This window comes from Enterobacter sp. MGH85 (assembly GCF_001037655.1).
Classification (GTDB): domain Bacteria; phylum Pseudomonadota; class Gammaproteobacteria; order Enterobacterales; family Enterobacteriaceae; genus Enterobacter; species Enterobacter intestinihominis.
Window position 1 is genome coordinate 3,074,752 of the sequence record NZ_KQ089925.1, and the last position, 11,786, is coordinate 3,086,537.

Annotated in this window: 11 protein-coding genes; 8 read left to right on the forward strand and 3 right to left on the reverse strand. The window is 53.6% G+C overall.

Annotated features, from left to right (window positions below):
• Positions 1-19: 19 nt before the first annotated feature.
• Positions 20-895 (forward strand): 23S rRNA pseudouridine(2605) synthase RluB, encoded by an 876-nt coding sequence (gene rluB, locus SK51_RS14460; RefSeq protein ID WP_023306392.1) that lies wholly within the window; start codon positions 20-22, stop codon positions 893-895.
• A gap of 35 nt (positions 896-930) precedes the next feature.
• On the opposite strand, the gene cobO is transcribed toward rluB, so the two are convergent.
• Positions 931-1,521, reverse strand: a complete 591-nt coding sequence (gene cobO, locus SK51_RS14465; protein ID WP_023300262.1) for a cob(I)yrinic acid a,c-diamide adenosyltransferase — start codon at positions 1,519-1,521, stop codon at positions 931-933.
• A complete protein-coding gene (locus SK51_RS14470; protein ID WP_023300261.1) occupies positions 1,518-2,279 on the reverse strand; it encodes a YciK family oxidoreductase in 762 nt (253 codons plus the stop codon). The genes cobO and SK51_RS14470 overlap by 4 nt, the downstream gene beginning before the upstream one ends.
• A gap of 252 nt (positions 2,280-2,531) precedes the next feature.
• On the opposite strand from SK51_RS14470, the gene sohB reads away from it, so the two are divergent.
• Entirely contained in the window at positions 2,532-3,578 is a 1,047-nt protein-coding gene (sohB, locus tag SK51_RS14475) for a protease SohB (protein ID WP_023306391.1), read from the forward strand.
• A 35-nt stretch (positions 3,579-3,613) separates the two neighbouring features.
• Here sohB and SK51_RS14480 read toward each other — a convergent pair whose 3' ends face one another.
• The gene (locus SK51_RS14480) at positions 3,614-3,865 is read right to left on the reverse strand and encodes a YciN family protein (RefSeq protein WP_003856804.1); all 252 of its coding nucleotides are present in this window, start codon (positions 3,863-3,865) and stop codon (positions 3,614-3,616) included.
• A 398-nt stretch (positions 3,866-4,263) separates the two neighbouring features.
• Here SK51_RS14480 and topA point away from each other — a divergent pair, with 398 nt between their 5' ends.
• The 6 genes from topA (at position 4,264) to acnA (ending at position 11,749) form a co-directional block, all read left to right on the forward strand.
• Positions 4,264-6,861, forward strand: coding sequence for a type I DNA topoisomerase (topA, locus tag SK51_RS14485; RefSeq protein WP_022648322.1), 2,598 nt, complete (start codon positions 4,264-4,266; stop codon positions 6,859-6,861).
• A gap of 186 nt (positions 6,862-7,047) precedes the next feature.
• Positions 7,048-8,022 (forward strand): HTH-type transcriptional regulator CysB, encoded by a 975-nt coding sequence (gene cysB, locus SK51_RS14490; protein WP_006810844.1) that lies wholly within the window; start codon positions 7,048-7,050, stop codon positions 8,020-8,022.
• Between the two features lie 336 nt (positions 8,023-8,358).
• On the forward strand, positions 8,359-8,499 hold the full coding sequence (locus SK51_RS14495) for a YmiA family putative membrane protein (protein WP_096168876.1): 141 nt from the start codon (positions 8,359-8,361) through the stop codon (positions 8,497-8,499).
• A gap of 8 nt (positions 8,500-8,507) precedes the next feature.
• Complete coding sequence (locus tag SK51_RS25440) at positions 8,508-8,672, forward strand: hypothetical protein (protein WP_162274234.1); 165 nt, start codon at positions 8,508-8,510, stop codon at positions 8,670-8,672.
• Between the two features lie 137 nt (positions 8,673-8,809).
• Positions 8,810-8,908: a small membrane protein YmiC gene (ymiC, locus tag SK51_RS25645; RefSeq protein ID WP_032103392.1), complete on the forward strand. Its 99-nt coding sequence runs from the start codon at positions 8,810-8,812 to the stop codon at positions 8,906-8,908.
• Positions 8,909-9,073: 165 nt separating this feature from the next.
• Positions 9,074-11,749, forward strand: a complete 2,676-nt coding sequence (gene acnA / locus SK51_RS14510; protein WP_023306390.1) for an aconitate hydratase AcnA — start codon at positions 9,074-9,076, stop codon at positions 11,747-11,749.
• Positions 11,750-11,786: the final 37 nt, after the last annotated feature.

Genomic DNA, 11,786 nt, shown 5'->3' on the forward strand with positions numbered 1-11,786 from the left:
CGACACCTGAGGAAGCTCAATGAGCGAGAAGTTACAGAAAGTGCTGGCGCGTGCCGGCCACGGTTCGCGCCGTGAAATCGAAGCCATTATTGAAGCAGGTCGCGTGAGTGTGGACGGTAAAATCGCCACACTCGGTGACCGCGTTGAAATCGTACCGGGGCTGAAGATCCGCATTGACGGCCATCTTATCTCCGTGAAAGAGTCCGCTGAACAGATCTGCCGCGTGCTGGCTTACTACAAGCCGGAAGGCGAACTGTGTACCCGCAACGATCCGGAAGGCCGCCCGACGGTGTTCGACCGTCTGCCAAAACTGCGTGGCGCCCGCTGGATTGCCGTAGGGCGTCTGGACGTGAATACCTGTGGCCTGCTGCTGTTCACCACCGATGGTGAACTGGCAAACCGCCTGATGCACCCGAGTCGTGAAGTGGAGCGTGAATACGCCGTTCGTGTTTTCGGCCAGGTTGATGAGAACAAACTGCGCGATCTGTCGCGTGGCGTTCAGCTGGAAGACGGCCCAGCGGCGTTCAAAACCATCAAGTTTACCGGTGGTGAAGGCATTAACCAGTGGTACAACGTTACCCTGACAGAGGGACGTAACCGCGAGGTGCGTCGTCTGTGGGAAGCGGTCGGTGTCCAGGTAAGCCGTTTGATTCGTGTCCGCTATGGCGACATCCTGCTGCCGAAAGGCCTGCCACGTGGCGGCTATACCGAGCTGGATCTGACGCAAACTAACTACCTGCGCGATCTGGTTAGCCTGACGCCAGAAACCACATCGAAAGTGGCGGTAGAGAAAGATCGTCGTCGTATGAAGGCGAACCAGATCCGCCGTGCGGTTAAACGTCACAGTCAGGTTAGCAGCAATCGCCGCTCTGGCAGCCGTAATAACAACGGTTAATCTAAAAGCCCGGTGAATATACCGGGCTTTTTTCTTCAGTAATCAATCCCTATTTGCGCTTTGATACCCGCATCGAACGCATGCTTAACCGGACGCAGCTCGCTGATGGTATCGGCCAGCTCCAGAATGTCCCGATGACACCCGCGCCCCGTGACGATCGCCGTCTGGTGTGCAGGGCGGTTCCTGAGGGCCTCCAGCACGGCTTCCAGCGGCAGGTAGTCATAGGCCACCATATACGTGATCTCATCCAGCAACACCATGTTCAGCGACGGGTCAGAGAGCATTCTTTTGGCATGCTCCCAGACGGCGAGGCAGGCTGCGGTATCTGTTTCCCGGTTCTGGGTATCCCAGGTAAAACCGGTCGCCATCACCTGAAACTCAACGCCATGCGGTTCGAGCAGATTACGCTCGCCGTTGGGCCATTCACCCTTGATAAACTGGATCACGCCCACTTTCTGACCGTGCCCGACTGCGCGGGTGGCGGTCCCAAATGCGGCGGTGGTTTTGCCTTTGCCGTTGCCGGTGAACACGATGAGGATCCCGCGCTCGTCCTGAGCGGCCGCCACGCGTGCATCAACCTGTTCTTTCAGACGCTGCTGGCGCTGCTGATGACGGTCTTCACTCATTGCGATATCCCCGGTTTGCGGCCTGGCTGAGCATCGAATGTCATTCCGGTTTTACGACGGCTGTCGTCACCCATTAGCCACAGGTAAAGAGGCATAATATCGGCCGGGGTTTTAAGCTTTTGCGGATCTTCTGTCGGGAACGCGCTGGCACGCATTTTAGTGCGCGTACCGCCAGGGTTAATACAGTTAACCCGCAGATGGCGGTTTTGATACTCTTCGGCCAGCACCTGCATCATTCCTTCCGTGGCAAATTTTGAGGCGGCGTAAGCCCCCCAGTTCGCACGACCCTGACGCCCCACGCTGGAGGAGGTAAACACCAGCGAACCGGAATCTGAGTTAAGTAATAAAGGAAGCAAGGCCTGGGTCAGGAAAAACGTCCCATTGACGTTAACCTGCATCACCTGCTGCCAAATCTCCGGATCCTGTTCATCCATCGGGCGCACTTCGCCCAGTAACCCCGCGTTGTGCAGTACGCCGTCCAGACGCGAATAATGCGTACTAATGCGCTGGGCAAGGGCCTGACATGACGCTGGCGTACAGGTCAGCAGATCGAGCGTATACCAGGGCGTGGGGGTACCGCCTGCGTTTTCGATTTCACGGGCAACGGCTTTGAGCTTTTCTTCATTACGTCCCAGCAGAATAAGGCTCGCACCGTATTCAGAATAAGTCAGCGCCGCTTCGCGACCAATCCCGTCGCTGGCACCGGTAACCAGAATGATGCGGTTCTGTAGAAGGTTTTTTTGTGGCTGATAATGCACGGTGGCTCCTCAGGCGCATTGGGCGTGACTTGCACCTTTATTTATGACTTTTCGGCTTTATGCCCGAAACCGCGTCAGAATTCAATCAGTCTACAGGACAGAACGCTGGGAAATTAACAATTTGCAAAGATTTAAACCAGAAACGGGGGATTCCTGAAGCCGCCTCGCAGAGCTAATGTCCAGAGCGAGACGCCTGCGCAGGGCTGTTGTACACTGGCGTGAAAGATTCGTGGTTAAATCAAGGTGGAACGCGTGGAATTACTTTCTCAGTATGGGTTGTTTTTGGCCAAAATTGCGACGGTGGTTATTGCTGTCGCGGTGATTGCCGTCCTGATTGTCAACCTGACGCAGCGTAAGCGTCAGCGTGGTGAGTTACGCATTACCCGCCTGAGCGAGCAGTATAAAGAGATGCGGGAAGAGATGTCTCTGGCGCTGCTTGACGATCATCAACAGAAACTGTGGCTAAAAGCCCATAAGAAAAAACATAAGCAGGACGCCAAAGCCGCGAAGGCGAAAGCTAAGCTCGCCACGCCACAGGCTGTCGCAAAACCGCGCGTCTATGTGCTCGATTTTAAAGGTAGCATGGATGCGCATGAAGTATCCTCTCTGCGTGAGGAAGTGACAGCGGTGCTGGCCGTGGCGACAGCCCAGGATCAGGTGGTGGTACGCCTTGAAAGCCCGGGCGGCGTAGTGCATGGGTATGGACTGGCGGCTTCGCAGTTACAACGTCTGCGGGATAAACAGATCCCGCTCACCGTGGCGGTAGATAAGGTCGCGGCGAGTGGCGGCTATATGATGGCGTGCGTGGCGGATAAAATCGTCGCAGCACCGTTCTCCATTATCGGCTCGATTGGGGTGGTTGCGCAGATCCCTAACTTCAATCGTTTCCTGAAAAATAAAGAGATCGACATCGAATTGCATACGGCGGGTCAGTACAAACGTACGCTAACGCTGCTCGGCGAAAATACCGAAGAGGGACGGCAGAAGTTCCGGGAAGATCTGAACGAAACCCACCATCTGTTCAAGGATTTCGTGCACCGCATGCGCCCAACGCTGGACATTGAGCAGGTGGCTACGGGCGAACACTGGTACGGCACGCAGGCGCAGGAGAAAGGGCTGGTGGATGAAGTGGGTACCAGCGACGACCTCCTGCTCAACCTGATGGAAGGCCGTGAGCTGGTGGGGGTGCGCTTCACCCGACGTAAGCGCCTGCTTGACCGTTTTACCAATAGTGCGGCAGAAAGCGCGGATCGCCTGCTGATACGCTGGTTGCAGCGCGGACAAAAGCCGCTGCTGTAAAGAAAAACGCGAGGCAGATGCCTCGCGTTTTCGTTTTAATCGACCAGGTGGTACTTCTCTGAGAGGGTATGCGCCAGGTATTTAAACATGTTAAACACGGCGGTGCTTTTCGGGGTTGGTAACCCTTGTTCATCAAGGAAGTATTCACCGCTGAACACCAGCACGCCATTACGTTGTTCCACGCCAGTCGCTTCAATCCCCGCCAGGGTGTCTTCATGGTCGCGAATGAGTTTGTTTGCTTCGATAAGCAGTGAAGCTCGGTCAATGGGTTGGGTCGTATTCTGCATATTCCACTCCTTAAACAGTGACAATAGTCTACGCCTGGGTCGCTTCGGGGGCAAATTTTCCCTGCTATACGCGGGTATAAGGAACAGGGGCTGGCTGGCGGGATTTGCTTTTGCATGCTAATAAAGTTGCGTAACGAATTTTATCAGGTACAGTGTGCGCTTTCGTCATTCTGGCAACAGAATTGCTTGACATTCGACCGGGAATTCGTCACGAATGAACTTTGATGTGAGAAAAATACCCGAAAACTCAATGACCTGGATGTCGCCATACTGACGTTCGGTAAGACAAAGGGGTTGATATCCCCTGACGACGTCGCAATATCAATGGCTCGTCGTCAGCGGAAGGGAAATCAACGTGCGGCGTATTCCTGGAAGAATTAAATTAGGTAAAGGTGAATATGGGTAAAGCTCTCGTCATCGTTGAGTCCCCGGCAAAAGCCAAAACGATCAATAAATATCTGGGCAATGACTACGTGGTTAAGTCCAGCGTTGGTCACATTCGCGATTTGCCGACAAGTGGCTCAGCCAGCAAAAAGAGCGCAGACTCTACCTCCACCAAAGGGGCTAAAAAGCCTAAAAAGGATGAACGTAGCGCGCTTGTCAACCGCATGGGTGTTAACCCATGGCACAACTGGGATGCACAATACGAAGTGCTGCCAGGCAAAGAAAAAGTCGTTAACGAGCTGAAACAGCTTGCTGAAAAAGCAGACCACATTTATCTCGCAACCGACCTTGACCGCGAAGGGGAGGCCATCGCATGGCACCTGCGGGAAGTGATTGGGGGTGATGACAAACGCTACAGCCGTGTAGTGTTTAACGAAATTACAAAGAATGCGATTCGTCAGGCGTTTGAAAAGCCGGGTGAACTGAATATCGACCGTGTTAACGCTCAGCAGGCGCGTCGCTTTATGGACCGCGTTGTAGGCTACATGGTTTCGCCGTTGCTGTGGAAAAAGGTCGCTCGCGGCCTGTCTGCGGGACGTGTGCAGTCTGTGGCTGTTCGTCTTGTTGTCGAACGTGAACGCGAGATCAAAGCGTTTGTCCCGGAAGAGTTCTGGGAAGTGGATGCGAATGTCACCACGCCGGGCGGCGATGCGCTGCCGTTGCAGGTGAGCCACCACAACGACAAACCGTTCCGTCCTGAAAATCGCGATCAGACCATGGCCGCCGTAGCGCTGCTGGAAAAAGCGCGTTATCAGGTGCTGGATCGTGAAGACAAACCGACCAGCAGCAAGCCTGGCGCACCGTTTATCACGTCAACGCTTCAGCAGGCGGCAAGTACGCGTCTGGGTTACGGCGTGAAGAAAACCATGATGATGGCCCAGCGTTTGTATGAAGCGGGTTACATCACCTACATGCGTACTGACTCCACCAACCTGAGCCAGGACGCTGTCAGCATGGTGCGTGGCTATATCGAGGACAACTTCGGTAAGAAATACCTGCCGGACAGTCCTAATCAGTACGCCAGCAAAGAGAATTCTCAGGAAGCGCACGAAGCGATCCGTCCTTCTGACGTTTCCGTTCTGGCGGAATCTCTTAAAGATATGGAAGCGGACGCCCAGAAGCTGTATCAGCTGATCTGGCGCCAGTTCGTGGCCTGCCAGATGACGCCAGCGAAATACGACTCCACTACGCTGACCGTTGGCGCGGGTGATTTCCGCCTGAAAGCGCGCGGCCGCATTCTGCGTTTCGACGGCTGGACAAAAGTGATGCCTGCGCTGCGTAAAGGTGATGAAGACAGAACGCTGCCTTCCGTCAACAAAGGCGACGAGCTGTCGCTGGTTGATCTGGTACCGGCCCAGCACTTCACCAAGCCGCCTGCGCGTTTCAGCGAAGCGTCGCTAGTAAAAGAGCTGGAAAAACGCGGCATCGGTCGCCCGTCTACCTATGCGTCAATCATTTCGACCATTCAGGATCGTGGATACGTTCGCGTTGAGAACCGTCGTTTCTATGCTGAAAAAATGGGTGAGATTGTTACCGACCGTCTGGAAGCTAACTTCCGTGAGTTGATGAACTATGACTTCACCGCGCAGATGGAGGACAGTCTCGATGAGGTTGCCAGCCATAAGGCCGAGTGGAAGAAAGTTCTCGATAGCTTCTTCAGCGATTTTACCAACCAGCTTGAGAAAGCTGAGAAAGATCCTGAAGAAGGCGGCATGCTGCCTAACCAGATGGTACTGACCAGCATCGACTGCCCAACCTGTGGCCGTAAAATGGGGATCCGTACCGCAACCACGGGCGTGTTCCTCGGCTGTTCTGGTTATGCGCTGTCGCCGAAAGAGCGTTGCAAAACCACCATCAACCTCGTGCCGGAGAACGAAGTTCTCAACGTGCTGGAAGGTGACGATGCGGAGACCAACGCACTACGCGCCAAGCGCCGCTGTAAGAAATGCGGCACGGCGATGGACAGCTACCTGATCGATCCAAAACGTAAACTGCACGTTTGCGGTAATAACCCAACCTGCGACGGTTATGAGATCGAAGAAGGTGAGTTCCGCATTAAGGGCTATGACGGTCCGATCGTTGAGTGTGAGAAATGTGGTTCCGAAATGCACCTGAAAATGGGACGCTTCGGTAAGTACATGGCATGTACCAACGACGACTGTAAAAACACGCGTAAGATCCTGCGTAACGGTGAAGTTGCGCCGCCGAAGGAAGATCCGGTTCCGCTTCCTGAGCTGCCGTGCGAGAAGTCAGATGCGTATTTCGTGCTGCGTGACGGCGCTGCCGGGGTATTCCTGGCGGCCAACACCTTCCCGAAATCGCGCGAAACCCGTGCGCCGCTGGTAGAAGAGCTGTACCGCTTCCGCGACCGTCTGCCGGAGAAACTGCGTTACCTGGCCGATGCGCCACAGCAGGATCCGGAAGGCAACAAAACCGTGGTGCGCTTTAGCCGTAAAACGAAGCAGCAGTACGTGGCGGCAGAGAAAGAGGGTAAAGCGACCGGTTGGTCAGCCTTCTTTGTCGACGGGAAATGGGTTGAAGGCAAGAAATAATCTTCCCTTACCGTAACTTACCTGTAAAAGGGCCGGACTTCCGGCCCTTTTTTATTACGTAGTTATTATTTTTTGTTCCGTACTATACAGCCTGGCTATAAATGATATAGTGGTTATAGTTAACCCGTTTCTTATTATCAAATCGTATTAAGCGATTGACGCATGCGCTAAATCGGATGGTCTGGCATGAAATTACAGCAGCTTCGCTATATCGTTGAGGTCGTCAATCATAACCTCAATGTCTCTTCCACCGCAGAAGGTCTTTATACCTCGCAGCCTGGCATCAGTAAGCAGGTGCGTATGCTGGAGGATGAATTAGGTATTCAGATATTTGCCCGCAGCGGTAAGCACCTGACTCAGGTCACGCCGGCAGGGCAGGAAATCATTCGCATCGCACGAGAAGTGCTTTCCAAAGTCGACGCCATTAAATCCGTCGCCGGGGAACATACCTGGCCGGATAAAGGCTCCCTTTATATTGCCACCACGCACACGCAGGCGCGTTATGCGCTTCCCGGGGTGATCAAAGGTTTCATCGAACGCTATCCCCGCGTTTCCCTGCATATGCATCAGGGCTCACCGACGCAAATCGCAGAGGCCGTGTCTAAAGGCAATGCCGATTTTGCCATCGCGACGGAAGCTCTTCATCTGTACGATGATCTGGTCATGCTCCCGTGCTACCACTGGAACCGCTCTATTGTCGTGACCCCCGATCATCCGCTGGCGGGGAAGGGCGAAGTGACAATCGAAGAGCTGGCGCAATACCCGCTGGTTACCTATACGTTCGGATTTACGGGCCGTTCTGAGCTAGACACCGCCTTTAACCGCGCCGGATTAACGCCACGAATCGTCTTCACTGCAACGGATGCGGACGTCATTAAAACGTACGTGCGTCTGGGTCTGGGCGTAGGCGTTATTGCCAGCATGGCGGTGGATCCTGTATCAGACCCGGATCTGGTGCGTCTGGACGCGCATGATATCTTCAGCCACAGCACCACCAAGATAGGTTTTCGTCGCAGCACGTTCCTTCGCAGCTATATGTATGATTTTATTCAGCGCTTCGCACCGCATTTAACGCGTGACGTGGTCGACACGGCCGTGGCGTTACGCTCCAATGAAGACATCGAAGAGATGTTTAAAGACATCAAACTTCCTGCCAAATAATTACACCCGGTATCTTTCTCTTCTGGAAAGATACCGGTTTCCCCCTTTAAATCTAAATTAGAATTAACCTCATCTGCGCCTACTGTCATATATCGTCATAACCCATTTGATGAATAGGGTTTTACTGTCGCAAATTTGCGACAAAAGTAGAAACTAATTTACAGGTGTGCAAATTATTCTTTTCAATTATTTATTTCTGGTCAAAAGATTGAATTTTCCCAGGCTCAGATTCGTAAATTCACTGGCTTTTCGGCTAAAGTTTCTTTAGGATTTATCTCATCAGATGATTACTTGTGCCAATTGTTTGGTCTCTAAATGATAAGCGATATCGATTGTATGAGGTTAGCAATGCCGTCAGGAAGTGAAGAACCGCAAAGGGATCCCGCGCTTAAGCGTAAAGCCTGGCTGGCGGTCTTTCTCGGCTCTGCCCTGTTCTGGGTGGTTGTTGCTCTTCTCGTCTGGAAATATTGGGGTTGAATATGGTCATGACGGTGCGTACTGACGCGAGAAAAGAGATGTGTCAGCTTCGTGACAATGCTCACAAAGCGCGTAAGGCGCCAGCAACCAGCGTGCCAGGCTCCTGGCAACTGACGCCACAGCAGCAGGCCTTTATTGATGTGTTCGCAGAAGACGAACCCAAAAAACAATAATTTTGATTTTTGCGTAATGATGCAAATAGTCTGAATAAAGACTGTGCACTTTTGTACTCCTTAATAAATACACATCAGCAATATAGAACGAGGGCAGACCTCGCATCCTTAAATAATTAAAGTCTGGTGTCCCTATGATGAATAACATGACAACCGTAAAATACTGGTCATGGCTCGGCGTATTCTCAGCGTCGATCCTCTTCTGGTGTCAGCTCCTCTGGCTGGCCTTACACTAAATCGTAAAACCTCGCCACGGCGGGGTTTTTTGTTTAATCCCTCGCGTTGGACCATTCCTAAATTTATCAATTTGGGTTGTTATCAAAACGTTACGACATCTTTGTGTTATCTTTAATTACAGCCCTGATGATTGTCAGGACATCCCTGTTTTTAAGGAGGAGCTTATGTCGTTAACCCTACGCGAAGCCAGTAAGGACACATTACAGGCGGAAAATAAAACCTGGCGCTACTACAGCTTACCGCTGGCTGCCAGGACGCTTGGGGACATTTCGCGGTTACCCAAGTCGTTGAAAGTACTATTGGAAAACCTCTTGCGCTGGCAAGATGGCGACTCGGTTACCGAGGAGGATATCCAGGCTCTGGCAGGGTGGCTGAAAAATGCTCACGCAGACAAAGAAATTGCCTACCGCCCGGCCAGGGTATTGATGCAGGATTTCACCGGCGTGCCGGCGGTTGTGGACTTGGCCGCCATGCGTGAAGCTGTTAAGCGTCTCGGGGGCGATACGGCTAAGGTGAACCCGCTCTCACCGGTAGACCTCGTCATCGACCACTCCGTCACCGTCGATCACTTTGGTGACGACGATGCTTTCGGTGAAAACGTCCGTCTGGAGATGGAACGTAACCATGAACGCTATGTCTTCCTCAAATGGGGTCAGCAGGCGTTCAGCCGCTTCAGCGTTGTTCCACCAGGCACCGGCATTTGTCACCAGGTCAACCTGGAATATCTCGGCAAAGCCGTCTGGAGTGAATTGCAGGATAAAGAGTGGGTGGCTTACCCGGATACGCTGGTGGGCACCGATTCACACACGACCATGATTAACGGCCTTGGCGTTCTGGGCTGGGGCGTCGGTGGTATTGAAGCGGAAGCGGCCATGCTCGGCCAGCCGGTATCGATGCTCATTCCCGATGTGGTGGGCTTTAAGCTGACCGGTAAATTGTCCGAAGGCATTACCGCCACGGATCTGGTCCTGACGGTCACCCAGATGCTGCGTAAGCATGGCGTGGTGGGTAAATTCGTTGAATTTTATGGTGATGGTCTGGATTCACTGCCGCTGGCGGACCGGGCCACCATCGCCAACATGGCGCCGGAATATGGTGCGACCTGCGGCTTTTTCCCGATTGATAGCGTTACGCTTGAGTATATGCGCCTCAGTGGTCGCAGCGAGGAGCAGGTGGCGCTCGTAGAGGCCTACACCAAAGCGCAGGGCATGTGGCGTAACCCGGGTGACGAGCCGGTATTTACCAGCACGCTGGAACTGGATATGGGCACCGTTGAGGCAAGCCTCGCAGGGCCGAAACGACCGCAGGACCGCGTCGCCCTGAGCAACGTTCCGAAAGCCTTTGCCGCCAGCAATGAGCTGGAGGTTAACGCCGCGCAAAAAGATCACCGTCCTGTGGACTATGTTCTGAACGGGCATCAGTATCAGCTCCCTGACGGCGCCGTGGTGATCGCCGCTATCACTTCCTGTACCAACACGTCCAACCCGAGTGTGTTAATGGCTGCCGGGCTGCTGGCAAAAAAAGCGGTAGAACTGGGACTCAAGCCACAGCCGTGGGTTAAGGCGTCCCTGGCGCCTGGTTCGAAAGTGGTTTCCGATTACCTGGCGCAGGCCAGACTCACGCCGTACCTCGACGAGTTGGGCTTTAACCTTGTGGGCTACGGCTGTACGACCTGCATCGGTAACTCTGGTCCACTGCCTGAGCCTATTGAAGTGGCGATCAAGCAGGGTGATTTGACCGTTGGCGCGGTACTTTCCGGTAACCGAAACTTTGAGGGGCGTATTCATCCGCTGGTGAAAACCAACTGGCTGGCCTCGCCGCCGCTGGTTGTAGCCTATGCTCTGGCCGGAAACATGAACATTAACCTGGCGACCGATCCGATTGGTCACGATCGCAAAAATGAACCTGTCTATCTGAAAGACATCTGGCCATCATCGCGTGAAATTGCGCGCGCGGTAGAGAAAGTTTCCACCGAGATGTTCCGCAAAGAGTATGCGGAAGTGTTCGAAGGTACAGCGGAATGGAAAGCGATTGACGTGGTGGGTTCCGATACCTATGACTGGCAGGATGATTCCACCTATATTCGTCTGTCGCCCTTCTTCGATGAGATGCTGGCGGAGCCTGCACCGCTGAAAGATATTCACGGCGCGCGCATTCTGGCGATGCTGGGCGATTCCGTCACCACTGACCATATCTCACCAGCGGGGAGCATCAAAGCGGACAGTCCGGCAGGTCGGTATCTGCAAAGCCGTGGCGTGGAACGTCGCGATTTTAACTCCTACGGTTCGCGCCGCGGTAACCACGAAGTGATGATGCGCGGGACATTTGCCAACATCCGCATTCGTAATGAAATGGTCCCGGGCGTGGAAGGGGGCATGACGCGCCACCTGCCAGATACAGAGGTCATTTCAATTTATGACGCAGCCATGAAGTATCAGCAGGAGGGTACGCCACTGGCCGTTATTGCCGGTAAAGAGTACGGCTCTGGTTCCAGTCGCGACTGGGCGGCTAAAGGTCCACGTCTGCTCGGGGTTCGCGTGGTGATTGCCGAATCCTTTGAACGTATCCACCGCTCAAACCTGATCGGGATGGGGATCCTGCCGCTGGAGTTCCCGCAGGGCATAACGCGTAAAACGCTGGGTCTGACCGGGGAAGAGCAGATTGATATCAGCGGTCTGCAAAATCTGCAACCGGGTAAAACCGTTCCGGTGAAGTTAACGCGGGCAGATGGTACAACAGAAGTGCTGGATTGTCGGTGTCGTATTGATACGGCAACAGAGCTAACCTATTACCAGAACGACGGCATTTTACATTATGTGATTCGAAAGATGCTGGATTGATAAAACTCGCCCGGCAGAAGTGCCGGGCGTTTTGCGT

Coding starts and splice junctions, on each gene's coding strand:
- rluB (WP_023306392.1), top strand. CDS start 20: ATGAGCGAGAAGTTACAGAAAGTGCTGGCGCGTGCCGGCCACGGTTCG.
- cobO (WP_023300262.1), bottom strand. CDS start 1,521: ATGAGTGAAGACCGTCATCAGCAGCGCCAGCAGCGTCTGAAAGAACAG.
- SK51_RS14480 (WP_003856804.1), bottom strand. CDS start 3,865: ATGCAGAATACGACCCAACCCATTGACCGAGCTTCACTGCTTATCGAA.
- topA (WP_022648322.1), top strand. CDS start 4,264: ATGGGTAAAGCTCTCGTCATCGTTGAGTCCCCGGCAAAAGCCAAAACG.
- cysB (WP_006810844.1), top strand. CDS start 7,048: ATGAAATTACAGCAGCTTCGCTATATCGTTGAGGTCGTCAATCATAAC.
- SK51_RS14495 (WP_096168876.1), top strand. CDS start 8,359: ATGAGGTTAGCAATGCCGTCAGGAAGTGAAGAACCGCAAAGGGATCCC.
- SK51_RS25440 (WP_162274234.1), top strand. CDS start 8,508: ATGACGGTGCGTACTGACGCGAGAAAAGAGATGTGTCAGCTTCGTGAC.
- ymiC (WP_032103392.1), top strand. CDS start 8,810: ATGAATAACATGACAACCGTAAAATACTGGTCATGGCTCGGCGTATTC.
- acnA (WP_023306390.1), top strand. CDS start 9,074: ATGTCGTTAACCCTACGCGAAGCCAGTAAGGACACATTACAGGCGGAA.